This is a genomic window from Citrobacter sp. JGM124 (genome assembly GCF_018257795.1).
Taxonomy (GTDB): Bacteria; Pseudomonadota; Gammaproteobacteria; order Enterobacterales; family Enterobacteriaceae; genus JGM124.
This window is the reverse complement of record NZ_JAERJD010000006.1, coordinates 86,364-109,840: the sequence shown is the minus strand read 5'-3', so window position 1 is coordinate 109,840 and position 23,477 is coordinate 86,364. Positions and strand designations below refer to the sequence as shown.

Sequence of the window (23,477 nt, the reverse complement as noted above, 5' to 3'; positions counted from 1 at the left end):
TTTAAAACCGTCCGGACGGATATATATTACGATTCAGTTTATCCCCATGCAATGCCCCTCACTGACCCGAAGGTTTTTATATGCCATTTTTTCAAAATCGCTGGTTTGTACTGCTCTGTGTTCTTCTGGCATTTTTACCCATTATCATCGACATGACGATTCTGCATATTGCCATCCCTTCGGTGACCCTGGCTCTGGGGGCGAGTGGCACTGAAATTCTGTGGGTCATTGATATCTATCCACTTATTATGTCTGGCTTACTGGTTCCCATGGGGACGCTATCAGACCGGGTGGGGCACCGACGTATGTTACTGGTGGGGTTATTTATCTTTATGGTCGCTTCCTTAGCCGCAGCCTTTTCGCCCACGGCAGGGTTCTTGATTGCCGCGCGTATCCTGCTTGCCGTAGGTGGTTCTATGGTCATGCCAAATATACTGGCGATCATCAGGCATACATTTGACGATCCTAAAGAACGTGGTATTGCTCTGGGGCTCTGGGGCACGATAGGTTCAGCGGGAGCCGCTTTTGGTCCTTTGGCTGGGGGGGCTCTGCTTGAACATTTTTGGTGGGGTGCTGTTTTTCTGATCAATGTTCCGGTTATTTTAATCGTACTGTCACTTGCCTGTCTGAGCCTTCAGCATCACACGCCAGCAGCAAAGGGGGAATGGCCAATAAAACAGGCGTTGGTACTTATTGCGGGGTTGCTCGCCTCGGTTTATGCCGTGAAATCCGGGTTTAAGGTCGAGACACCACTATTGACTACCTGCCTGATGCTGGGAGTGGGACTTGGCCTGCTTGCCTGGTTCATCCGCCAGCAGCTTTCCAGTACTGACCCGATGCTGGATCTCTCTTTATTCAGTAAGCCCGCTATCCGTATTGGTATTATTATGGCCCTGGTTGCCAGTGGGGCGTTGACGGGCGTGGAGCTGACACTGGCGCAGGAGTTACAGTTTGTTGTCGGTTATTCCCCATTACAGGCGGGTATTTTTATGGTGCCATTAGCTATCGGATCTGCACTGGGAGGCCCCCTGGCAGGTTACACGACAGCACGGTTCGGGCTGGGTAGTGTCGCCGGGACTTCCCTACTGGCGGCAGCGGTATGCCTTGGCGGATTAAGCCTCAGTGATTTTTACCAGCCAAATATTCCAGTTATCACGTTGCTTGTCGTATTAGGGGTATCGCTCAGTATTGGCTTGACGGCCTCATCGATTGCCATCATGAATAGCGCACCACCGGCGAAAGCGGGAGCCACTGGTTCGCTGGAAGTCACAGGTTATGAACTGGGGGCCGGGCTGGGTATCACTTTTTTTGGCGTATTACTTTCAACAGCTTATTCAAAGACCCTTGTTTTTCCGGTAGATTTCCCAGCCGCGCTTCAATCCAGGGCTGTCAGTTCTGTCAGTGATACGATGGTTGTGGCGGATCAACTGGGATCAGCGGGTAATGCTTTAGCACAAGCCGGGCGTGAAGCCTTTTCCAGTTCACATGCTGTTGTGCTCCTGACAGCCGCAACCATGATTGCTCTGTTAGCTGTTGCTGCATTTATTACATTGCGAAATTATCAACATCCAACCCATGAGTAATTTTGTTTTGAGCTCGTTCTCATCATCAAGCCGTGCTGTGGAGATCCGCTCACAGATAAAAAATAGTGAAGTGCGCCAAAATGGCCCCTCTTTATGATCATTTCGGTCACGTCCCGGTTAATTAACCTCCACGTCGATGTGCAATGCGTCGTAGCGCCAGTATTCCAAGTCACAATCAATCACCCGGTCATACTGGTCACGGTTAGTGCGAGTAATAAAAAGGGCCGGGCTGCCAGATGTAACTTTTAAAGCGGAAGAGGCACTTTCGGGCAGGCGCGTTGGCAGCATATCAAAACGCACGCGCCCGTAGCTGATTCCATATTTTGACTGGTAGAGATCGGTGAGTGATTGCGTTAAATCAGCCCCAAGAATGTGGGGGAAAAATGTCGGGTTAAGGTAGTGTTCAACGTACAACACGGGGCGTTCATCAATGTAACGCAGGCGTCGAATGCAGTAGACGGTACTTCTCTTGGGCAATAGTAGTTTCAAACATACGGCATCACTTGCAATTAACTTCTTTGTATCAATGACTTCTGTTCTTGCTATACGCCCTTGTTCTTTCGCCATTGCGTGAAAATGACTGCGTTGCAGCGGGTTATAAATAATGCGCGGGGGAGAAACAAACCAGCCTCGCCGGACTTGTCGATAAATTAATCCCTGCCCTTCGAGTTGAATAAGTGCTTCTCGTAAGGTAATTCTCGTCGTCGTAAATTGTTCACTTAATACCCTTTCCGAAGGCAGACGGTTCTCGGGAGTAAAAAGACCGGCGGCAATACCTTCGCGCAAACTCAGGCAGATAGCCGCCACGGCGGTCAGTGATTCACTCATTGTGGACAAACCTCATTTCGGTGCGTTTTGGCACCAGCATGGAGTACGGGAACGGAATGATGGTGTGTTGTTAGCAGCTTGCGCCAGAAAGAGCCAGGTTTTTTGCGCTGTAATATAAACATCATAATTGATCGTTAAATTGGCTCTGTTCTTGCTGGACTAGACCAGCATTCACGCATACTACCATCCGGAGCATCCGTTATGAAACAGTTGTTCGCTTCAGTGTTCACCAGCGCAATAGTTCTCTCTTCCTCTTCGGCTTTTGCCGCGGAACCCCAGGCCGATTTGATCAAAGCCGCCCAAGCCGAAGGAACGGTTAACAGCGTCGGTATGCCTGATTCATGGGCAAACTGGAAAGATACCTGGGCTGCTTTAAGTAGCCAGTATGGTTTGAAACATAGTGATACTGATATGAGCTCTGCTCAGGAAATTGCAAAATTTGCTGCGGAAAAAGATAACGCCAGCGCAGATATTGGCGACGTGGGTGCCGCATTTGGTCCGATTGCAGTACAGAAAGGTGTAACGCAGCCTTATAAACCGACAACCTGGGATGAGATCCCTGCATGGGCGAAGGATAAAGACGGTATGTGGGCGCTGGCCTATACCGGAACCATTGCTTTTATTATCGACAAATCCCAAGTTCAGGATAAACCACACAGTTGGGCTGAGTTGCTGAAAGGCAAATATAAAGTGACTATTGGTGACGTTGGTACGGCGGCGCAGGCATCTAACGGCGTACTGGCCGCAACGTATGCCATGGGCGGCAACGAGAAAAACCTTAAACCAGGGCTGGAATTCTTTGGCAAACTGGCCAAAGAAGGACGTCTGGGGCTGACGAACCCAACTATCGCCTCCCTGGAAAAAGGGGAAGTACAGGTCGGTGTGGTATGGGATTTCAACGGCCTGAACTACCGCGATCAGATAGACACTTCACGCTTTGAAGTACTGATCCCCTCAGATGGCTCCATCACTTCGGGTTACACCACCATCATCAATAAATTCGCCAAACACCCTAATGCCGCAAAACTGGCGCGTGAATATATCTTCTCTGATGCGGGCCAAATTAACTTAGCCCGTGGTTATGCTCGTCCTATTCGCGCCGATAAAATTACGTTGCCAGAAGATGTGAAAACCAAGTTATTACCTGCCAGCGAATATAAAAACGCTCACCCAATAACAGACACTGAAGCCTGGGATAAGAGTGCAAAAACGCTGCCACGTCTGTGGCAAGAAAACGTGATGATCAATATGCAGCAATAGTTAACGCACGTGCACCAGTCTAGTCATATTAGTAACAAGGCAATAATTCAATGAAAAGCATTTTAGTGGTACTGGATGGCCTGAATTACCAGGTCGCCCATGATGCAATGGGATATTTACAGGCACAGTGTGTTGCTGGACGCGGCCGCTTGTATCAACTGGAATGTGAGCTACCTTCATTGTCACGGCCGCTGTATGAATGCATTCTCACGGGTGTAACGCCCGTTGAGAGTGGCATTGTTAACAATCAGGTGGCGAGGCTTTCCACACAGCGTAGTATTTTTCATTATGCCCGCGATGCCGGTTTGACGACCGCAGCCGCGGCCTATCACTGGGTGAGTGAGCTCTATAACCGGACGCCATTCGACCCGGCACGCGACCGCCATACCAGTGATGAAAAACTGGCTATCCAGCATGGGCATTTTTATTACGATGATACTTACCCTGACTCGCACCTTTTTGACGATGCTGAAAGCCTGCGTCGCCGTTTTTCCCCGGATTTTTTGTTGATCCATCCGATGAATATTGATGATGCAGGCCATCAATTTGGGTTATCGACACCACAATATCGCAACAAGGCACGTAAAGCAGATGGTTTACTGTCCCAGTATCTTGATGGCTGGTTAACTGAAGGCTACCAAGTGATAGTCACCGCCGACCATGGAATGAATGATGATCGTAGCCATGGCGGAGTGCTACCCCAGGAACGTCAAGTCCCGCTATTTGTCTTCGGTTCAGCCTTCAGTCTTAACGATGCGATTCCCCGGCAAACGGAATTGTGCGGCACAGTATGCCAGTTACTCAATGTTGCCCATGACAAGCCCTACAGTGCGGACTTGCTGGCTCAATTCGTCACAGCCTGAGGAGTGTCGATGAAAGCTAAGTGGTTAGCGGCACTGTTTATGTTGCCGTTTGCAATTTTTTTCATTGCTTTCCAACTGGCTCCGCTGGTCTGGGTTGCGGTGAGCAGTTTTTACAGTGAAACTTATGAACAGTGGGGACTGGGTAACTACACGGATATACTGACGTCTTCCTTCTACTTACAAGCCATGCGCTTCTCGCTGGATATCTCTATCTGGTCGAGCCTCTTCGGTCTGTTGATTGCCATGGTGGGTAGCTATTCTTTGCGTCAGTCAGGCCGAACCCGACTGCATGATTTTGTAATGTCCTTCACCAATATGACCAGCAATTTTGCGGGTGTGCCTTTAGCTTTTGCCTTTGTGATTCTGCTCGGGCTGAACGGTTGCCTGACATTGTTGTTGAAGAAGTACGGTGTGATTGACGGGTTTAATCTCTATTCCCGGGACGGGCTTATTGTTCTTTACACCTATTTTCAGATCCCACTCGGCGTGCTTCTGCTTTATCCCGCTTTTGACGGGCTGCGTGAAGAATGGCGCGAATCTGCGGCATTGCTTGGTGCCGGTCGCTGGCGTTACTGGCGATATATTGGACTGCCGGTGATGTTTCCCGCCTTAATGGGCACCTTTATTATCCTGCTGGCCAATGCCCTGGGGGCTTATGCCACGGTTTATGCCTTAACCAGTGGTAATTTCAACGTGGTACCAATACGAATTGCTGCACTGGTTTCCGGTGATATCTCTCTCGATCCCAATATGGGCAGCGCATTGGCCATGTTACTGGTGGTGCTGATGGTATTTATTACTTTGATTCATCAATGGTTATTGCGCAGGAGTTATTTAAATGTGCGCTAAAAATAGGGTTAATGACCAGGGAGGATGCTATGTCTCGCATTGAAGGAGGGTACCATCGCCTGGTGGTTTGGATCTTGATGATCATTTTGTTGTTACCTTTGGCGGCGACACTGGTCTATGCGTTAGTCAGCGAGTGGGGGGCAACCATTCTGCCAAGTGGGTTTACGTTTAAATGGATGATTGCTTTGTGGAGCGATCCGCGTTTCCTGATTGCGCTGGGCCATTCATTACTGATCTGTTTTGGGACATTGGTCTTGTCGATGGCACTGATATTGCCGTTGATGTTTGTCATTGCTTACTACTTTCCAAAGCTTGATACCTTGATGAATGTCTTGATTTTACTGCCTTTTGCCGTGCCGCCCGTAGTCTCGTCTGTTGGTCTGATGTCGCTTTACTCTTCAGGGCCGTTAACTTTGACCGGTACACCTTGGATCCTGATAGGTTGTTACTTCACTATCGCGTTGCCGTTCATCTACCGCGCCATTGCCAACAATATGCAAGGGATTCATTTACGTGATCTCATGGATGCGGCGCACTTGCTGGGTGCCAGTACCTGGAAAGCGGCCCTGTTGGTTGTGCTACCGAATTTGCGTAAAGGCGGAATGATTGCGGTGCTGCTCTCCTTTTCCTTTTTAATTGGCGAGTTTGTGTTTGCGAACCTGCTGGTGGGCAACCGTTATGAAACACTGCAGGTGTATCTGTTTAACATGCGCAACGGCAGTGGGCACTTCACGAGTGCGTTGGTGATTTCCTATTTTTTGGTGGTCCTGATTTTTACCTGGATTGCTAACTCCCTGAACAAGGAAAAAAGCTGAACATGTCATATTTACAGGTCACGACACTGAACAAGCATTACGGCCAGACACAGATTTTCAACGACATTGATTTCAGCGCCGAAAAAGGTGAGTTTGTGACGTTACTGGGGCCAAGTGGTTGCGGAAAATCGACATTATTACGCTGCCTTGCCGGGCTTACAGCGGTGGACAGTGGAAAGATTATATTGCAGGGACAAGATATTGTGCCCCTGAGTCCCCAGGAACGTGGTATCGGTATGGTGTTTCAGAGCTACGCTTTGTTCCCTAATATGACCGTAGAAGGTAACGTGGCGTTTGGCCTCAAAATGCAAAGTCTACCCGTCAATGATATTCGCCGCCGTGTGGGTGAAGTTCTGGCACTGGTTGAAATGCAGGATTATGCCAAACGCTATCCTCACCAGCTTTCTGGTGGTCAGTGCCAGCGGGTGGCATTAGCGCGTTCCCTGGTGACTCGGCCACGTTTGTTACTGCTTGATGAGCCGTTATCCGCCCTGGATGCCCGTATTCGTAAACATTTACGTGAACAGATACGCAGAATTCAGCGCGAATTAAATTTGACGACTCTTTTTGTCACCCATGATCAGGAAGAAGCACTCACCATGTCTGACCGTATTGTGCTGATGAATAAGGGACAAATTGTGCAGAACGCCGATGCAGAAACCCTGTATACCGAGCCGGTTAATGCATTTGCTGCTGGATTTATCGGTAGTTATAACTTGTTATCCCCTGAGCAGGCTCAGGCCCTGACGGGGCTGAAGTACCAGGCGCAGGTGGCGATACGGCCTGAATCAATAGTGATATGTGCGCCAGAGCAGGGGATCCCCGCCCGAATTCTCAATCGTAGCCTGTTGGGTAACATTGTTCGTTACCGTGTACTGGCGAACAATATTGAGTTATCTGTCGATGTATTGAACCGCTCCGTGGCCTCACTTCTTGCCGATGATATTGAAATTGGCCTCCAGTTGGATCTTGTTACCTTACGGGAAGTCGCATGAGTCTGGCACTGTTTGATCTCGATGAAACCCTGATTAGCGGGGATTGCTCCAGTTTGTGGTCAGCTTTTATGGTGTCACAAGGATGGGTCAAAAATGAAGAGGTATTCTTGCAGCGGGATACTGCCCTGATGCAGCAATATGCCCGGGGCGAGATGGATATGCAGGAATATATGAACTATACCCTGGAACCCCTGAAGGGGCATACTCAGCACCGTGTAGCCCACAGTGTGCAGCATTTTATTCATGATGTGATAGCCCCCCGAGTCTACAAGGATGCACGAGACTGTTTGGCACATCACCGGGCGAAGGGTGATCGCCTGGTCATTATTTCTGCCTCAGGCGAACATTTGGTCGCGCCTATAGCCCAGTACCTTGGCGTGAATGAAACCCTGGCGATTGGCATTGGTATCGAAAATGGTGTGTTTACTGGCACCACCCAGGGGGTGATGACGTTCCGTGAAGGGAAGGTGACGCGTCTGATGACACTGATTAATCAGGATATGGCTCAGTTGCAGGATGCCAGTTTTTACTCTGACTCTCATAATGATTTACCCTTATTGTTAAAGGTTGGTCATCCTAATGTGGTGAATCCTGATCCTATTTTGCAGCAACATGCCCGACGCCAGGGATGGCCTGTTTTTGCCTGGAGCTAATCGGGCATGATTTCAGGTTTTTGTCTGCTTTTGGCTGATTCTGGGATTAATCTTGTATTGCTGATTTCAGAGCGTACTATAATGAAGTGACGCCGTGATGTGGGGCTTCATGCCATTCATTCTAATCAAGCGCCTATCTTTGGGTGCCCCTTACCCTATGACTATCCTGGGTCAGCCGCTACCCAAATTTATATCAGCATCATGCTTTTAAACATCTTGTTAAGCAGGAGATTAATTGTGGGATATGCAACAACTAACCCTTATACAGGGGAAATCGTAAAAACATTCCCGGACGCGACTGATTCATATGTTGCTGATGCGATAACGAAAGCTCACCATGCATTTATTGACTGGAGAGAGACTTCTTTTGCCACCCGAGCCAGTATTCTGCAAAAAGCTGCAGATCTTTTACGGGAACAAAAAGATGAATTTGCTCGTCTCCTGACACTGGAAATGGGGAAATTAATCGGTGAAGCTTACGCCGAGATAGAATTATCCGCCCAGATATTTGAATACTATGTGCACAATGCCGGGCGGCTTCTTGAACCTGAGATACTCCCTGTTGCTAATCCCAAAGAGGCATCAGCAGCTATCTATCATGAACCGTTAGGTGTGCTCCTGGCGATTGAGCCCTGGAACTTTCCTTATTACCAGATTGCCCGCATTATCGCCCCGCAACTTTCAGCGGGTAACACGATCCTCCTGAAACATGCGTCTAATGTGCCACAAAGTGCTGCACGCTTTGACAAACTGATGAAAGACGCAGGCTTACCGGAAGGGGGCTTCACCAATCTGTATGCGACCCGCCATCAAATTGAAACCATTCTGAATGATCCGCGTGTTCAAGGTGTGGCCTTAACGGGTTCAGAAGGGGCAGGTGCTGTTGTGGCTCAACAAGCAGCTAACGCTCTGAAAAAATCAACACTGGAGTTGGGTGGGGCTGATGCTTTCATCGTGCTTGCTGATGCTGATTTAGAAAAAACAGTGAAATGGGCTGTGTTTGGACGCCACTGGAATGGCGGCCAGGTGTGCGTGTCCTCCAAACGAATGATCATTGTAGACAGTGTTTATGATGAGTTTTTGGAGCGTTATAAACAGGGCGTTGCCGCTCTCCGGGTAGGTGATCCCTTAGATAAAGATACCACCCTTGCACCGTTGTCCTCCCAGGCAGCAGCGGATGAGGTGAAAGAAAAAATTCAGCTGGCCATATCGCATGGCGCAGTGGCCCTGGAAGTTGGTCCTCAAGTTCCCCAACAAGGTGCTTTTGTTCAGCCGACTATCCTGACCCAGGTTTCCCCAGATAACCCTGCCTATCATATGGAATTTTTTGGCCCAGTGTCCATGCTGTTCCGGGCTAAAGATGAAGATGAGGCAGTGAATATCGCCAATGATTCCCCCTTTGGTCTTGGTGGTTCAGTCTTTACCCGTGATACCAAAAAGGGTGAAGAAGTGGCAAAACGAGTTTCAACGGGTATGGTGTACATTAACCACCCAACTCGAGTGAAAGCGGATCTGCCGTTCGGTGGCGTTCGTCGCTCAGGTTATGGACGCGAGTTGACGGGGCTGGGTATAAAAGAGTTTGTGAATCATAAATTAATCTCTGTTGTTGATATTGATGCTGAATTCTAGGAACCCTAACATGAGCTCGATTAAACTATTGGGTATTGCAGGAAGCCTGCGTCAGGCCTCAACGAACCGTGGTCTCCTGCGTGCTGCGCAGTCCGTGCTTCCGTCAGGGGCATCCCTGGAGATAGCGGATTTGCTGGATGTGCCTTTCTACAATGCCGATCTTAAAGAGATACCAGAATCGGTAAAAAGGATTGCCCGGCAGGCACAAGATGCCCAAGGCTTTGTATTCGCTTGTACAGAATATAATTACTCTATGGCTCCAGCCCTCAAGAACATTCTGGACTGGCTTTCACGTCTTCCTGACACCCCGGTTTTGAATGATAAACCAGCGGCGCTAATGGGAGCGGGGGGCGGCATGGGGACATCCCGGGCCCAGTATCATTTACGCCAGACCTGTGTTTTCTTGAATATTCATCCTCTTAATAAACCGGAAGTGTTCTCTAATGCATTTGCGGGTGGGTTTGATGAACAAGGGAATTTGACTGATCAGAAGATAACCGGATTACTGACAGAACAAATGGCCGCGTTGATCAATGTGATTAAACAGAAAGCGTAAATAGTTAAATAAACGGGTCAGGGAACCCATTCCTGACCCGTTTTTACTGAAATCAGATCCTGTATGCCAGCAGAAAATATCACGGCATCTCCTCCTGCAATCCAGGACGGTTCCCCACAGAATTAACATCAACCCTATGTCCCGGCTGTCATGATCCAGGATTGTGCTAATGATTCCCTGATTCCTGGCTGACATAGCGGCAATGTGCAAGATGATAACAACGTTTCACCACGGGTTATTCAACTCAGAATGTTCATTTTCAGGGGACGCATGCGACAGCAGTAAAAGCATCCGGGCCTGAAAACAGGCGCTTCTCGGCACGGTTGATCGCGTTATGCGGATTTATTTTGTCTCTTTGTTGTTCATATTTTTCATTTTATCGTTATTATAGTGCCAAATAGAAATACGAATCGTTCTTATAACCATAGATCAAATGATTCAGCTTCCTTTGTGTGTCGCATGCCATCTGGCAGGCCATACTTGAGCTTTTTGATAGATGGCGGAAATCATAACAACAAGATTTTCAGGAGAAAAAATGCGTCTTCCTCTGCTAGTGGTTTCATCTCTGTTTGCTGCGGTATTAACTTGCTCTTCCCCCGTTTTAGCTGCCAGCTCATCCACCATTGACGTTGTCCATGCCCAGGGCACGACCCAAGTTCCTAAAAATCCACAGCGTGTTGTGATCCTGAGTCCTGCAACACTGGATATTGCTGATGCACTCGGTGTGGACGTTATAGGCGTTCCGCAAACCAGTTCTCACTTCCCGGCCCATTTAGCCAAATATAACAGTGACGCTTATATTAATGCCGGCACGCTGTTTGAACCTAACTATGAAGCGTTAATCAACGCAAAACCGGACCTGATTATTGCAGGGGCCCGTGCAGCGGCGGCCTATGACAAACTGAGCGGAATTGCACCGACTATTTCACTGGATATTGATCCCAAAAATTTTCTCGCCAGTATGACTCAACGTACCGAGCAGCTGGGAGAAATTTTTGGTAAGCAAGAAAAAGCCAAACAGGTCATTGCTGACTTTGATCATCAAGCCGAAGAGATTCGTAAAGTTTCAGGGCAGGCGGGATCAGCTATGATGCTGATGGTCAACGGCGGTAAGATCAATGCTTATTCCCCTGACTCTCGCTTCGGCTTTATTTTTGATGTTCTTGGATTTAAACCCGCAGCGACTTTCCCGGCGGGCGGGCAGCATGGTAATACCGTTTCCCCGGAATTTATTATGGAGTCCCACCCTGACTGGTTGTTTGTTCTTGATCGCGACAATGCCATCGGCAACAAGAAAGAAGGGGCATCGGCGAGCCAGGTGCTTGATAACCCATTAGTGAGAAGAACCCCAGCCTGGAAAAATCAGCATGTGGTTTATCTTGATTCTGGCGCGCTGTATATCGCTGGGGGAATCCAGAGTTATAGCAACCTGATGACACAGGTTAATAAAGTGCTGAATGAGAATAAACAGAAATAATAAATGAAATCAGTATATTATATCTCTGGCCTGGTGTTGTTACTGGGCCTTATTTTTTGTAGCCTGTTTGTCGGTGTCAGTCGTATTTCCTTGATTGAGCTGTGGCATGATCCCGAAATGCGTGAAGTGCTATTCGTTAGCCGTTTCCCACGTACTGCTGCCCTGGTTCTGGCGGGCAGTGCTATGAGTGTTGCTGGTCAAATCATGCAGATGCTAACCCAGAACCGGTTTGTGGAACCTTCTGTTGTGGGCACCACACAGTCCGCGGGGCTGGGATTATTACTGATGATGATAATCAGCCCGACAGCACCGGTGATAGTCAAGATGGGGGTGGCTTCCCTGTTTGCTCTGTTGGGCACAGCGCTCTTTATGCTGTTGATCAACCGTATTCAGATGAAATCCTCTCTGCTGGTACCTTTAGCAGGCATTATGCTGGGGGCGGTATTTGGTGCTATCACCACTTTCCTGGCTATGCAGTTTGATCTGCTCCAGTCCCTTGGTGGCTGGGAGTCTGGTGACTTTTCCAGTGTCATGCAGGGGCGTTATGAACTGCTATGGGGGGTGGGAATTATCACCATCATCGCGGCGATTATTGCTGACCGCTTTACTGTTAGCGGCATGGGGCGTGATTTTTCAGTTAATGTCGGGCTTAATTATCGCCGCGTTCAGCTCACAGGGATGGGGATGATTGCTGTCATCAGTGGCGTGGTCATTGTGGTGATAGGCGTGCTGCCTTTCCTGGGGCTTATTGTGCCAAATATTGTCAGTATGATGTTTGGCGATAACTTACGACGCACGGTTCCCTGGGTCGCCTTGTTAGGTGCCTTGCTTGTGATCAGTTGTGACATTCTTGGTCGCCTGATTGTTTACCCGTTTGAAATACCGGTAAGTGCCCTGCTGGGGGTATTAGGTGCGGCGGTTTTCCTGATGCTAATCATTAGGGGGAAAGGCAATGCACGCTGAGTCTTCAGTTACTTCCCGCCCGCATAAAATGCCCCTTTCTCCGGGTAAGCGATTATGTGTGCTGGCTTTCGTCGTTCTGGCATTAATCGCCTTTTTTATGCTGATCAATCTCCACGGGAATGTGGTCTATATCCTTAAACATCGTGGACAGGTCCTCGCCACTATGGTTCTGGTGGCTTTTGCGTCTGGCATCAGCACCCTGTTGTTTCAGACGATTACCCAAAATCGCATCCTGACCCCCTCGGTAATGGGGCTGGAGTCGTTATTTGTCCTAATCCAGACTGTGCTGGTCTTCTTTTTAAATATTGCCGGGTTGGGGATGTTGGGTACCATTGGCCAGTTTGCTGGTGAAACAGCACTGCTGGTGATTTTTGCTACCTTACTGTATCGCTGGTTGCTCAGTGGTACTGGGCTTGATTTGCATCGCGTTTTGTTAATTGGCCTGGTATTCGGCACCTTATTTCGTAGCAGTGCCGGGCTGATGCAGCGCTTACTCTCCCCTGGTGAGTTTGCCGTGTTACAAAGCCGTATCTTTGCCAGCTTTACCCGAGCAGACAGCCAGGTTCTGATGATTTCAGGATGTATTATCGCCCTCATCACACTGATTGTGTGGCGTATGCGTCACCGGCTTGATGTTATTGCCCTGGGCAGTAATATGGCGACAGCCCTTGGTATTCCTTATAAACGCTATGTTACGGCGTTACTGTTATTGATCTCCGTTTTGGTTGCTATTTCAACAGCACTGGTCGGGCCAATGATGTTCCTCGGATTGCTTATCGTGAATCTGGCCTATCCCTTGATGGGATCATGGCGTCATACTTATCTGCTTCCAGGATGCGTGATGATAGGTATGATTGCGTTGATCGGGGGACAGCTGATACTGGAGCGTATTTTTGATATGGCAGGAACCCTGTCAGTGGTCATTGAATTTATTGGCGGTGGGTTGTTTATTTATCTTTTATTGAAAAGGGGTGGCAAGTGATTGAAGTTAATAATGTCAGCAAGAGATACGAAGATCAGCTGGTATTAAAAAATATCAATGAAACTCTGCCATCATCAGGTATTACTTCGATTATTGGCCCCAACGGCGCGGGTAAATCAACGTTACTGTCTGTAATGAGCCGGCTACTGCTCCCTGAGCAAGGGCGGGTAAGGGTCGACGCTTTGGATGTCAGTGATGCTAATAGTGAACAACTGGCAAAAGTGCTGTCGGTATTACGCCAGGAAAATCACTTCACGAGTCGTTTAAGTGTATACGATCTGGTGAGTTTTGGCCGTTATCCTTACACTAAAGGGCGTCTGAATAAAGAGGATCAGCACCATATTAACCAGGCTCTCTCTTTTCTTGATTTACTGCCATTAGCCAATCGTTATCTTGATGAGCTATCCGGGGGGCAGCGCCAGCGAGCCTTTGTAGCTATGGTTTTATGCCAGGATACCAAGTATGTCTTGCTGGATGAGCCACTGAATAATCTGGATATGAAGCACAGTGTAGGGATGATGAAACAGCTACGCCGGGCTGCAGACGAGCTGGAAAAATCGATCGTGCTCGTTATTCATGATATCAATTTCGCCTCTACCTATTCTGACCATATTATTGCCATGAAAAAAGGGGAAGTGGTGTTTCGTGGTAAACCTGCTGATATTATGGTGCCCAGTGTCATTGAGCGTATTTTTGAGTTGCCGGTCAAGATTGAACAGTTTGGCGGGCAACATATTGCGGTTTATTATCGCTAGCCGCTTCGCGAACAAGCTCTTTGTATGCGTGCAGTTATCGCATAAGCACCGGGGGCGATAGACTCCCAGGCAGAGGTAAGAACGGCCATGTCAGGGGTGTGGTGAAGCACTGAATGACATGACCGGAAATATGTACAGGCCACTCATCGGTTAGCATAATGGTCACCCCGGGGTGACCATTATGCATCGCGTGAGCCCAGCAGCGCTTGCAAAGCATGCTCCAGTTGCCGCGCATTATCCTCCACGACGAGCCATTCTGGCGGTAGTTCATCGTGATCTTCGGTTGTGGACTGAGTTAGTGTCCCCATAGAAGACTGTGGATCACTCTCCATGAGCGCAATGACGGTTGATTGCCGGGCTAATACCATGCAGTTATCCGATAACCACTGACAGTATTTCATAATCGTGGCCGGTGGTGGGGCTGTCTTGTGTGACATGGCTCTGCTGATACTTTCCGCCAGTAGAAGGGCTGTGGCATAGGCTCGTATTGCATGGCGGTCGTAACGCTGTGTGATGATGGCAAGTCGTCCGGCATTAAGCCTGCCGCGTAGCGACCAGCGTTTGCTGACCTGCGCTTCCGCCACCGCAGCACGAAGTGCGGCCAGATCACCCTGAGCTTGTGAAAGCTGGCTTAGTGCGGCTTCAGCCTCCTCGCTACTTTGTGCTTCGCAGGCCCTGAGCATCCGATTCAGACCATTACCCAGCTGACGCAAAAAGTCAGAGGTTGCCCGCCCGATATCATTGAATGGGTTAGAGGTAAATAGCACCTGGCTGAATAACAATCCTACCGAGCTTCCCAGCAGCACGTCGATTAAACGTGTACTGCCCGCTGTTTCAGGCCCCATGGCAAGAACCAGGGCCATCGACACGCCAGCCTGGATGGGGACCACTGGCGCAGGACCAATGACGGCACCCAACAAAATAGCGAAGAACATACCGATGCTCATGCGTACCAGTGGGTGCGTGTCGGGGAGCTGCCACATTAGCTCCCCCATCACGATACCTAGCGTACAACCAATCACGAGATTACGAGCTTGTTTCAGGTGGCTGGGTACACCCGGTGCAAGGCATACCACGGCGCTGATAATGGCAAACGTAGGATGTTCATGCCCAAATAGCCATACGGCCAGTGCCCACGCCAGAAAGCAGGCTAATGCAGTGGCAAGGGCATCGCGCGCCGCAAGCCTGGCACGTGAAGGGAATACTGTGATGATCTGGCGCCAGGCCAGACGTAGGCGAACTAACCAATGCAACAGGAAACTCCTCAACCATGATGTATATGATAATTCGAGATTTTATGTGCCCCAGACACATTCCAGAAACAGGCTTGTATTTGGTGTCGAATTCTTCTGACGGCAAATATACCCTGAATGTGGGGGATTATCTCACCAAAGTGAAAAGTAAGATCGTTGATGATGGCCACAGAGCGCCTGGCGTTGACAATATCATGGATTATACAAGCATTGCCCTGATGGCCTCCACACTCCGAATATCATTGAAACTGACCGTTTCCTGCGGGTGTGAAGCAGCCATCAGCCTGATTTAAACAGATGGCCATATTAGGTGTGATTAACAAAGTAAATAATGGTTTTTGTTAATTTAATCAGTAAGAATCAACAGATAACGTATATCCTTTACGCGAGTGCAGCCAGGCAAAATAAGCCAGCCCCAGTGCAATAAAGGATAACATAGCGCCTGCCCAGTTCGGTGAGGCCAGACCAAAACCAGCGGCAATAGCCACCCCGCCAGCCCATGCACCCAGCGCGTTACCCAGATTAAACATGCCAATATTGACAGATGATGCCATGGTGGGGGCTCCCGCGTGGTTAGCGCGCTCCATCACCAGTTTCTGTATCGGTGAGACTGTAGCGAAGCCGAATGCCGCCATCAGGAATACCGAGATACTCGCAATCAACGGGTTTTCAACACCGGCCCAGAAGACCAGTAGTACAAGCCCTTGAGCTGCCAGCGTGACGAAAAGCGTGCCGAACAGTGAGCGATCGGCGAAGCGCCCACCAATCCAGTTACCGACGGCAAGCCCCAGGCCAAACAGCACCATCAACCATGCTATACCACCAGTAGAGAAACCGGCCTCCTGAATCATCATCGGGGCAATGTAGGTGATTGAGGTGAAAAAGGCCGCCGGGCCGAAAATGGTGATCCCCATGACAAGCAATACCTGCGGATCTATAAAAGCCCGCAGTTCACTGCGTAAGGCAATGGTTTTGCCCTTGGCAATATGCGGAACCAGTACGACTACGCTTACCATCGTCAGCAGCCCAATACCGGCAATCACCCAGAACACCAGCCGCCAGCTAAAGGTCTGAGCAAGCCAGGTGCCTGCCGGAACGCCGAGCAAATTAGCCATCGTCAGCCCTGAAAACATAAAGGCAATAGCACTTGCCTGGCGGCCGGGAGCGACCAGCGATGCCGCAATAATTGAGCCGATGCCAAAAAAGGCCCCGTGATTAAAGGAAGTGATAATACGGCCCGCAATGGCTATTTCCATTGTCGGGGCGATTGCTGTAATGATATTGCCGGCAATAAAGATTCCCGTCAGTACGATCAGCATGGCTTTGCGAGGAACCCCCGAGCCGATAACCGTTAACAACGGTGCGCCAACAAAGACACCCAGTGCGTAAGATGTCGCCATCATTCCCGCTTTCGGGATACTCACGCTAAACTCTGCGGCAATTTGCGGCAGGATCCCGGCGATGACAAATTCAGTCATACCGATACCGAATGCGCCCACGGCGAGGGCAAAAAGTGCGACAGGCATTGCTACTCCATTATCTGTTTTTTTGGTTAATAATATTAGGCTGAATCAAGTATATTCATACTTTTATTCAGGATGAGAAGCGTTATGAGCATGTTTGATAAAGAAAAAGATGGTATTCGGCAGATAAGGCACAAACCGGCAGAACTGGATGCTATTGACCGAAAAATATTAGGTGCCTTAGCGGAAGACGCGGGTCGTAGCTACACAGAACTGAGTGAGATTGTGAATCTATCGGCCCCTGCGGTTCACGATCGCGTAAAACGACTGAAACGCGATGGGATTATCAAAGGCACTGTGGCAATACTGGATGGCTGCAAGCTGGGACGGACGCTGTTAACGTTTCTGGTGATCGATACCTGCAGCTACCAAGCGACGCGTGCCCTTTTGCAGTTCACCAACCGCAAGGAAGTGGAAGAGTTGCATACCGTCGCAGGAGATGGCTGCGTTTTTATCAAAGTACGCGCCGCTGATACCGAATCGCTGGAAAGTTTCCTGATGGAGATTCAGAGCCTTGATGGCGTTCGCTCTGTGCGCAGTTATATCGCGCTCTCCACGTTTCTGGAGCGTGGCCCCTCACCTGATTGAGCCTGATGAAATCAAACAACCCCACGCGGCATTGGCGTTTTCATTTTGCTCAGGTATCAGGGGCTGCATTTCCTGAAGCTATAAACCAGCCCTCATCATGAGGTAGGGCGAATCAGTGAACCCACAACATTCATAAGCGTGAATGGTGCGTTCATTATCGCGATGAGCATATAAGCACAGTTCCAGCACCTTCTCTGATTTAGCTTCTTTGGTAAAAGATTTTATGCGCTCGTCAGCGAGACCCTTTCCACGCCGCGCATCACCTGAAGTACCGCAAGGCATGCGACGAGCGAACAGTGGGCTGATTCCTCTGATGAAAAATTTGATGGTTAAGCGTTGGCATATAATATGAAAATGCATCAGGATATCGTTAATATTTGGCTATGACGCTAATCATTTAGCAGGATAACTTCCCCGGAGCATTCTCGGTCCTGAATATCCACTACCAGCAGGGCGGTACCATTCTCTGGAGCCCGGGCAACAAGCTCACCACTTGCATCCCATGCTGCACTTTTCCCCACAGGTTTCCAGCCACCTGATGGACCACAGTAATTAGCCATCAGCGTGGGCATTGCGTAAAGTCTGGCGTAGTTTTTAAGTTGTGCCGAATCTTTGTCGTAGCCGCCAGCGCTTAATACTGAGTTCAAGTACACGTTAGCACCCTGTTGTACTGTGCGTTCTGCATGTCTGTGTTGTCCTGCATCAGCACAGACAGACATGCCTATACTGAACGTGCGTTCTGGAAACACACACTCAGTATCACCTGCTGAGAAATAGTCCGACTCCCCAGGATGAAGATACATTTTTCGGTAATAGGTGACAGGGCGCCTTGAAGAAATGATACATGCGCCAATGGCTGGTTTTTTGCCTTCAACATGCAGAGGTGCTCCGGCAATAATTGTCATGTCGTATTTGTCTGACAGTGCCTGGAGTGGCATCAGGCATGTATCATCAGAAAGAGCCAGCAGACTGGCAATTTCTGGCTCATAACCTGTCAGAGACAGCTCTGGAAAAAGGATAAGATTGACACCTGCCGATGCTGCACGTTCAACCAGTAGTTCGTGATATCGCATATTCTCTTCGATAGCACCGCGTACCGGGGCAAACTGTCCTGCTGCGATCTTTAACCTTCTCTCGATACTGACCATATTTCCACCTTACTGGTTTAACTTCCTCAATGACCATACAAAAATGAGCATCAGGCGCCATCTGTCTTATGAGTGCATTGCCCCGGTTTGTAAGAACCCATGTATCAATGACCTTTAAGTAATTTTAACATTTCGTCTTCATGATTTTTTATATTTTGGATGCCCTGGCCCTCAGGTTCCCATACCTCGTAGCTCATCATGATGGCTTGTTTTAGGCTCTCTGCTCGCGCTGTTTCGACGTAGAATTTTTTCTTATCCGCAGGGGAATAGTTACTGAGTCTCGAGTTGCTACTTGGCGATATCAGGCAAAGATTACCGAAACGATGGACGTCATCCCCCATTTTGTTTGCGCCCGAGGGGTCGGTTTGAGGAAAGTAGTGCTCAACTGATGTTCGACTCGGTGAAAGCTGGAAGCCATCAACGTGCTTTTTAATATCTGGATGATTAAGCCCTTTACCATCAAATGACAGGCCGGCAGTAAGGTCACGCCACAAACGATAATCGAGTAAATTGAATACAAAGTTCTGCACGCTGGTACCACGGTGCAGAACCTCAGCGTTAAAATGCTCATGTTCACCACAAATATCAGCGAGAAACTCACTACTGAGCTGTTCAAGCGCCTCCAGATAAACCACGCCGTCAACGTTCAGTTCATCCGAGGCAAGACCATGCAAAATAACCAGCGAGTGATTGAGCCATCGTTTGTAAACATAGGCAGGGTGCGAGACATGGAACATTGACAAGATCATCGCCAGTTGTTTATTGATACCCGTCCCTTTGTCTTGATCGAAAGAGTTGTTATAGCTAAAGCTCGAATTTCTGTCTCTGGCATAGTACTCCAGCGTCAACAGGCTCCACTTCTCATCCTGATCACGCTTGATGATATAGCGGTCAAACAAGACCCGAAACTTCAACAAATCAAAAGCAAACTGAGTGATTTTTTCCCGGTCATTTTTTATGAATTCAAAGGCCTGGAGCAGCTTTTTATCATCCAGAGAAACGTTATCATCAACAGTCACCTTTAGCACATGCAGCAGAAAGTTGGAAAAATCGATAATCGAATCAAACCGCTGCTCTTTTACTTTTTCATCGTTATCATCAGTGTGGTGAAAGCGTCGTTTCGCGATAATTTCCCGTAACATCGGCTTCTCGTCTGTATCAATCTGCGTTCCTGTTGCGTATTTTATCGCCTCAAAATCCGCCGGGAATCCTGACCATTTTTTGTCAAATAAAGCGGTGCGAACCTCTGAACTAAAGCCCAATTGTACATAGCGGCCCATATCCGCGCAGGCATCCCATATGGCAGCAAAGCAGGTTCTTGCTGCTGTGTCGCCGGTATAGACTGACATCAAATTTGCTTTCAACACTTCGTGTTTTTCTAGCTGTTCACCCCGGTTATTCATGATCTCAAAGTAGTGGTTGAGATCAGTTTCTTTTGGTACAGAAACTCGCAAAATAGTGACGTGTTTCAACAGATATCGGCAGAAATCGTTGGTGTCTATTTTATGGTTTTCAAAGTAGCGCCCTATAATGGTAAACGCTGCTCGGATTGAGGGTTCTTCAGGATCATTGCTTTGTGGATATTGGAACAGGTTTTGCAGTGTTTGTGTTGATTTGGGACGACTGTCGAAGCCGAGATTGAGATGAAGAGGGGATAAATCTTGTTCGTCGCAGTAAGCAAGGCTTTTCAAGTACGCGATCAAAATAGACAGCGTTGTGTGCCTTTGTTGCCCATCAATCGTTTCATAGACCACGATACCTTGATGCTTTCTGTCTGCATCATCCCGGGCATATACCACCAGACTGCCCAGGTAGTATTTCTGATCCTCCTGCCCCCCAGTCTTTTTAAGGCCTTGCGCTGCGTCGGTAATGTCCTGAATGAGCTGCTCGATCTCCGGGGCTCCCCAGGCGTAGTTACGCTGATAAATGGGAATAACATAATGACAGTCGTCACTGAATAGCTGTTCGATGGTCAGCAACGCTAAATCATTACTCGGTGACATCTGTATCCCCCAGCATTTGAGCGATTGAAACCTGCACGGGTTCTGCACTTTCAAAGCGGATGTTTTCACAACGCTCTGGCTGAAAACGCAGGACTTGCTGTGGGTGGATAGCTTTACCTAGCATTCTCAATAGTCCTCGGGGCTCACGCGCATAGTTATCAATACTGTCCATGCCGATTTTTTTATATTGCAGACGCAGGTAGTAACCCCAGCAAAAACAAATTTTTGCAGCCGGGATTAACGCTTTGTCACCAAACTTGTCGTAATAGACCATCACCGCACACATAAAGAGATTTTTGATATACATATCTCCTTTGCGTGAACAGCCATCGTAATGGGTGTGTTGTTTTAAGAAATCGCCAAGTAGCGCGTGGTCACCTTCAAACAGGGTGTGATACAGGGATCTGTAGTGCTGGATATACTCAAAAAAGCGTTTCCCGTTAATGATTACCTGATTAATCTGAAACGGGTAAGGTTTATTCTGCTTGTCCCACTTTCTGGCAGGGTCGTTATTGTAATGCTCAACGGCAAAATCCAGGGCGAGCAGGGACTGTATATAGTGGTAATCAGAAGTGGACAGGTTGACGCCTTTGAAAACCTCAAGATTGTGGCGGCTGAACTGAATGCCATAATCCCCCTCCAGCCATCGACGCTGGCGGAACAAAAACTCACCCATGATAAGGTGCAGGCTGGCTGATTCATCATCCGGGCTGACACCTTGTTCCCACAGACTGACGTGGTGCAGCCGTTCTGCCTGCCCGGTTGTGTCCATCATTTCGCGCAAATGGTATGCCTTTAACAAGTCATAAGGCGCAAGGGGCTTACCTCTGGCATTTTGCGAGTCAAAAAACTGGAAGGCTTCGCTTAAATTATCGAGCGTTACTTCGATCAGCTCACACTGGTCACACACAAAATGCAGCAGTGATTTACGTTCATCATCCTTTAACCCCATAAGGCGGTTTTCAATCACTTTGGCATTGTGCTCAAGATTATTGATGCTAACCCGTGAGGTGAAGTTTTGTTCTAAAAGAGGGGAGAAAAACACACCATGCTGATCGAGTAATGTACAAAGCAGGGTCAGGGTCAACAAACGCTGCTGACCATCAACGATATTAAGGCCATCCGTACAGGCCGGATTTAACTCATCCCAGTGCAACACCACCGTTCCAAGGCGGTAGCATGCTTTACTCTGGTGGGCCAGCACATCATCAATCAGTTGATTGACGTGTTTTTGTTGCCATTTATAAGGTCGCTGGTATGAGGGGATGACGAGACGCTGTTTGAGTAAATCCCCGACTTTTTTGACCCGGCTTGATACGCTGCCCATGATTATAACGCCTGTTCAACAATAGCATCTGTTAGTTTAAAGGGGGGCAGCAGTCTGGCTGCCAGACAGGCATTGAGTTGATTACAAGGGGCCATTAGCTCGTTTCCTTTGACTTCAATTTCTTAAATAAAATCCAGATTGCGTTGCGATACTCTGCCGGATATAGCAGGTTGTGGTTGTCCCCACCGTTAAGGGCCATTTTCTGAGCCAATAATAACAAGGACCGTGGCAGGCAAGTCCCTCATTTTTTCTTTAGTTCAGAATCCATATGCTCAAAAGAGAGGAGTTGATATTCTTTGTTAGCTATTTATTACCGTGAATATTTATTCCTGACCCTCTGTCCGATTCTGGTTAAACATCTTCACCCACCGACCAGATAATCGCACCATACATGGTGGTCATGTAGTTCTCCACATGATTGTAGATTTCAATAGGCATCGGTAGACGCAGAAATACTGAGACATGATTTGATTTATTGGGGTTTTGTAGACTTGAGTAGACGTTGGGAGAAGTGAAAATGGTCCCTACAGGATTCGAATTGACCGCGTATCTATATTGAAATAAAAGGATTTTCACCAGTTCGAAAAACGTAGTGGCCCCCAAATGGGCCCCCAAACCTTTCTGGCTGGATTTTTTACGGGTTATCCGCAGTAGGCGGTGGATTATATCCTGTTTTAGGGTAGGGCAGAATATAGCTTATCGGCTTACCCAGTTTTCCACTCGTAACCCAGGCACACGCTCAAATTCACGCACATTGTTCGTTACCAGTATCAAACCTGCTGACCGAGCATGACCCGCGAGCATGGCATCATACGGGCCGATGGGTGTTCCTTGTTTTGCCAGTTCCGCACGAATTTGTCCGGTATGTACGGCAGCGTCAAAACCGTAGTTTTGAACTTCCAGACGCGCAGAAAACCCTTCAATCACGGCGAGATTCTTTTCTGGGTTTACCGATTTCTCCGCACCATAGATCAGTTCCATCAACGTGATAGAACTGATAGCAAACTGCCCGTAATGGCGGTAGAAAGCGTCCCTGACTTCCTGCGGTTTGTTCTTGATGGTGTAAATACAGATATTGGTATCGAGCAGATATTTCAGCATCAGAAATCTTCCCTGATCTGATCATCGGGTTGCTCTCTGGTGATCATAAAGTCAGGTGTTACTCCTTGTTCTTCGAACCAACTGTCCCAGCTTTCCCCTGCCGGAGTAATGATACGTGTGCGACCAATCGCAACGATATCAACCTGCTTGACATCATCGGGCAGCGCAACGGCTTTGGGGAGCCGTACCGCCTGGCTGCGATTGCTTTTAAATACTGTAGTTTTCTCCATGGGAACCTCTGTGGATAAATTTTGTTCTACCTCTAGCATAAAGTGTTGTTGGGATATGTCAATGGGATATACATCGATATTGCAGTACTCGTTGTT

Annotated in this window: 23 protein-coding genes; 15 read left to right on the top strand and 8 right to left on the bottom strand. The window is 48.5% G+C overall.

Annotated features, from left to right (window positions below):
- The first annotated feature begins 80 nt into the window (after positions 1-80).
- Positions 81-1,583 carry an MFS transporter gene (locus tag JK154_RS09860; RefSeq protein WP_211992373.1) on the top strand — a complete coding sequence of 501 codons (1,503 nt, stop codon included), beginning with the start codon at positions 81-83 and terminating at the stop codon, positions 1,581-1,583.
- 117 nt (positions 1,584-1,700) lie between these two features.
- Here the strand turns inward: JK154_RS09860 and JK154_RS09855 are convergent, their stop codons facing one another.
- Complete coding sequence (locus JK154_RS09855) at positions 1,701-2,411, bottom strand: UTRA domain-containing protein (RefSeq protein WP_211992372.1); 711 nt, start codon at positions 2,409-2,411, stop codon at positions 1,701-1,703.
- Positions 2,412-2,612: 201 nt separating this feature from the next.
- Here JK154_RS09855 and JK154_RS09850 point away from each other — a divergent pair, with 201 nt between their 5' ends.
- The 12 genes from JK154_RS09850 (at position 2,613) to JK154_RS09795 (ending at position 14,208) form a co-directional block, all read left to right on the top strand.
- Positions 2,613-3,671, top strand: coding sequence for an ABC transporter substrate-binding protein (locus JK154_RS09850; protein ID WP_211992371.1), 1,059 nt, complete (start codon positions 2,613-2,615; stop codon positions 3,669-3,671).
- A gap of 50 nt (positions 3,672-3,721) precedes the next feature.
- On the top strand, positions 3,722-4,534 hold the full coding sequence (locus JK154_RS09845) for an alkaline phosphatase family protein (protein ID WP_211992370.1): 813 nt from the start codon (positions 3,722-3,724) through the stop codon (positions 4,532-4,534).
- A 9-nt stretch (positions 4,535-4,543) separates the two neighbouring features.
- Complete coding sequence (locus JK154_RS09840) at positions 4,544-5,383, top strand: ABC transporter permease subunit (protein WP_211992369.1); 840 nt, start codon at positions 4,544-4,546, stop codon at positions 5,381-5,383.
- A gap of 29 nt (positions 5,384-5,412) precedes the next feature.
- The gene (locus JK154_RS09835) at positions 5,413-6,198 is read left to right on the top strand and encodes an ABC transporter permease (RefSeq protein ID WP_211992368.1); all 786 of its coding nucleotides are present in this window, start codon (positions 5,413-5,415) and stop codon (positions 6,196-6,198) included.
- Between the two features lie 2 nt (positions 6,199-6,200).
- A complete protein-coding gene (locus tag JK154_RS09830; RefSeq protein WP_211992367.1) occupies positions 6,201-7,193 on the top strand; it encodes an ABC transporter ATP-binding protein in 993 nt (330 codons plus the stop codon).
- Complete coding sequence (locus JK154_RS09825) at positions 7,190-7,846, top strand: HAD family hydrolase (RefSeq protein WP_211992366.1); 657 nt, start codon at positions 7,190-7,192, stop codon at positions 7,844-7,846. The genes JK154_RS09830 and JK154_RS09825 overlap by 4 nt, the downstream gene beginning before the upstream one ends.
- A gap of 237 nt (positions 7,847-8,083) precedes the next feature.
- The gene (locus tag JK154_RS09820; RefSeq protein ID WP_211992365.1) at positions 8,084-9,475 is read left to right on the top strand and encodes an NAD-dependent succinate-semialdehyde dehydrogenase; all 1,392 of its coding nucleotides are present in this window, start codon (positions 8,084-8,086) and stop codon (positions 9,473-9,475) included.
- A gap of 10 nt (positions 9,476-9,485) precedes the next feature.
- Positions 9,486-10,031, top strand: coding sequence for an NADPH-dependent FMN reductase (locus JK154_RS09815; RefSeq protein WP_211992364.1), 546 nt, complete (start codon positions 9,486-9,488; stop codon positions 10,029-10,031).
- A 535-nt stretch (positions 10,032-10,566) separates the two neighbouring features.
- Positions 10,567-11,508, top strand: a complete 942-nt coding sequence (locus tag JK154_RS09810; protein WP_211992363.1) for a siderophore ABC transporter substrate-binding protein — start codon at positions 10,567-10,569, stop codon at positions 11,506-11,508.
- Between the two features lie 3 nt (positions 11,509-11,511).
- Complete coding sequence (locus JK154_RS09805) at positions 11,512-12,471, top strand: iron chelate uptake ABC transporter family permease subunit (protein ID WP_211992362.1); 960 nt, start codon at positions 11,512-11,514, stop codon at positions 12,469-12,471.
- A complete protein-coding gene (locus JK154_RS09800; protein ID WP_211992361.1) occupies positions 12,461-13,453 on the top strand; it encodes an iron chelate uptake ABC transporter family permease subunit in 993 nt (330 codons plus the stop codon). Before JK154_RS09805 ends, JK154_RS09800 begins: the two co-directional genes overlap by 11 nt.
- Complete coding sequence (locus JK154_RS09795; protein WP_211992360.1) at positions 13,450-14,208, top strand: ATP-binding cassette domain-containing protein; 759 nt, start codon at positions 13,450-13,452, stop codon at positions 14,206-14,208. The genes JK154_RS09800 and JK154_RS09795 overlap by 4 nt, the downstream gene beginning before the upstream one ends.
- A gap of 179 nt (positions 14,209-14,387) precedes the next feature.
- Here JK154_RS09795 and JK154_RS09790 read toward each other — a convergent pair whose 3' ends face one another.
- Positions 14,388-15,461, bottom strand: a complete 1,074-nt coding sequence (locus JK154_RS09790; RefSeq protein ID WP_211992359.1) for an FUSC family protein — start codon at positions 15,459-15,461, stop codon at positions 14,388-14,390.
- A gap of 83 nt (positions 15,462-15,544) precedes the next feature.
- On the opposite strand from JK154_RS09790, the gene JK154_RS09785 reads away from it, so the two are divergent.
- A complete protein-coding gene (locus JK154_RS09785) occupies positions 15,545-15,754 on the top strand; it encodes a hypothetical protein (RefSeq protein WP_211992358.1) in 210 nt (69 codons plus the stop codon).
- A gap of 57 nt (positions 15,755-15,811) precedes the next feature.
- Here the strand turns inward: JK154_RS09785 and JK154_RS09780 are convergent, their stop codons facing one another.
- Positions 15,812-16,987 carry an MFS transporter gene (locus JK154_RS09780; RefSeq protein ID WP_211992357.1) on the bottom strand — a complete coding sequence of 392 codons (1,176 nt, stop codon included), beginning with the start codon at positions 16,985-16,987 and terminating at the stop codon, positions 15,812-15,814.
- Positions 16,988-17,071: 84 nt separating this feature from the next.
- On the opposite strand from JK154_RS09780, the gene JK154_RS09775 reads away from it, so the two are divergent.
- Positions 17,072-17,572, top strand: coding sequence for an Lrp/AsnC family transcriptional regulator (locus JK154_RS09775; protein ID WP_211992356.1), 501 nt, complete (start codon positions 17,072-17,074; stop codon positions 17,570-17,572).
- A 389-nt stretch (positions 17,573-17,961) separates the two neighbouring features.
- Here the strand turns inward: JK154_RS09775 and JK154_RS09770 are convergent, their stop codons facing one another.
- The 5 genes from JK154_RS09770 to JK154_RS09750 form a co-directional block, all read right to left on the bottom strand.
- A complete protein-coding gene (locus JK154_RS09770; protein WP_211992355.1) occupies positions 17,962-18,720 on the bottom strand; it encodes a carbon-nitrogen hydrolase family protein in 759 nt (252 codons plus the stop codon).
- A 104-nt stretch (positions 18,721-18,824) separates the two neighbouring features.
- The gene (locus JK154_RS09765; protein ID WP_211992354.1) at positions 18,825-20,723 is read right to left on the bottom strand and encodes a DUF262 domain-containing protein; all 1,899 of its coding nucleotides are present in this window, start codon (positions 20,721-20,723) and stop codon (positions 18,825-18,827) included.
- Positions 20,710-22,050 carry a DUF262 domain-containing protein gene (locus JK154_RS09760; protein ID WP_211992353.1) on the bottom strand — a complete coding sequence of 447 codons (1,341 nt, stop codon included), beginning with the start codon at positions 22,048-22,050 and terminating at the stop codon, positions 20,710-20,712. The genes JK154_RS09765 and JK154_RS09760 overlap by 14 nt, the downstream gene beginning before the upstream one ends.
- Positions 22,051-22,746: 696 nt before the next feature.
- Positions 22,747-23,151 carry a tRNA(fMet)-specific endonuclease VapC gene (vapC, locus tag JK154_RS09755; protein WP_205546785.1) on the bottom strand — a complete coding sequence of 135 codons (405 nt, stop codon included), beginning with the start codon at positions 23,149-23,151 and terminating at the stop codon, positions 22,747-22,749.
- Entirely contained in the window at positions 23,151-23,381 is a 231-nt protein-coding gene (locus tag JK154_RS09750) for an AbrB/MazE/SpoVT family DNA-binding domain-containing protein (RefSeq protein ID WP_039360473.1), read from the bottom strand. Before JK154_RS09750 ends, vapC begins: the two co-directional genes overlap by 1 nt.
- Positions 23,382-23,477: the final 96 nt, after the last annotated feature.

Excerpts from the sequence above, each read along its gene's own strand:
- JK154_RS09860 (WP_211992373.1), top strand. The coding sequence starts at position 81 with ATGCCATTTTTTCAAAATCGCTGGTTTGTACTGCTCTGTGTTCTTCTG.
- JK154_RS09855 (WP_211992372.1), bottom strand. The coding sequence starts at position 2,411 with ATGAGTGAATCACTGACCGCCGTGGCGGCTATCTGCCTGAGTTTGCGC.
- JK154_RS09850 (WP_211992371.1), top strand. The coding sequence starts at position 2,613 with ATGAAACAGTTGTTCGCTTCAGTGTTCACCAGCGCAATAGTTCTCTCT.
- JK154_RS09845 (WP_211992370.1), top strand. The coding sequence starts at position 3,722 with ATGAAAAGCATTTTAGTGGTACTGGATGGCCTGAATTACCAGGTCGCC.
- JK154_RS09840 (WP_211992369.1), top strand. The coding sequence starts at position 4,544 with ATGAAAGCTAAGTGGTTAGCGGCACTGTTTATGTTGCCGTTTGCAATT.
- JK154_RS09835 (WP_211992368.1), top strand. The coding sequence starts at position 5,413 with ATGTCTCGCATTGAAGGAGGGTACCATCGCCTGGTGGTTTGGATCTTG.
- JK154_RS09830 (WP_211992367.1), top strand. The coding sequence starts at position 6,201 with ATGTCATATTTACAGGTCACGACACTGAACAAGCATTACGGCCAGACA.
- JK154_RS09825 (WP_211992366.1), top strand. The coding sequence starts at position 7,190 with ATGAGTCTGGCACTGTTTGATCTCGATGAAACCCTGATTAGCGGGGAT.
- JK154_RS09815 (WP_211992364.1), top strand. The coding sequence starts at position 9,486 with ATGAGCTCGATTAAACTATTGGGTATTGCAGGAAGCCTGCGTCAGGCC.
- JK154_RS09810 (WP_211992363.1), top strand. The coding sequence starts at position 10,567 with ATGCGTCTTCCTCTGCTAGTGGTTTCATCTCTGTTTGCTGCGGTATTA.
- JK154_RS09805 (WP_211992362.1), top strand. The coding sequence starts at position 11,512 with ATGAAATCAGTATATTATATCTCTGGCCTGGTGTTGTTACTGGGCCTT.
- JK154_RS09800 (WP_211992361.1), top strand. The coding sequence starts at position 12,461 with ATGCACGCTGAGTCTTCAGTTACTTCCCGCCCGCATAAAATGCCCCTT.
- JK154_RS09780 (WP_211992357.1), bottom strand. The coding sequence starts at position 16,987 with ATGCCTGTCGCACTTTTTGCCCTCGCCGTGGGCGCATTCGGTATCGGT.
- JK154_RS09775 (WP_211992356.1), top strand. The coding sequence starts at position 17,072 with ATGAGCATGTTTGATAAAGAAAAAGATGGTATTCGGCAGATAAGGCAC.
- JK154_RS09770 (WP_211992355.1), bottom strand. The coding sequence starts at position 18,720 with ATGGTCAGTATCGAGAGAAGGTTAAAGATCGCAGCAGGACAGTTTGCC.
- JK154_RS09765 (WP_211992354.1), bottom strand. The coding sequence starts at position 20,723 with ATGTCACCGAGTAATGATTTAGCGTTGCTGACCATCGAACAGCTATTC.
- JK154_RS09760 (WP_211992353.1), bottom strand. The coding sequence starts at position 22,050 with ATGGGCAGCGTATCAAGCCGGGTCAAAAAAGTCGGGGATTTACTCAAA.
- vapC (WP_205546785.1), bottom strand. The coding sequence starts at position 23,151 with ATGCTGAAATATCTGCTCGATACCAATATCTGTATTTACACCATCAAG.
- JK154_RS09750 (WP_039360473.1), bottom strand. The coding sequence starts at position 23,381 with ATGGAGAAAACTACAGTATTTAAAAGCAATCGCAGCCAGGCGGTACGG.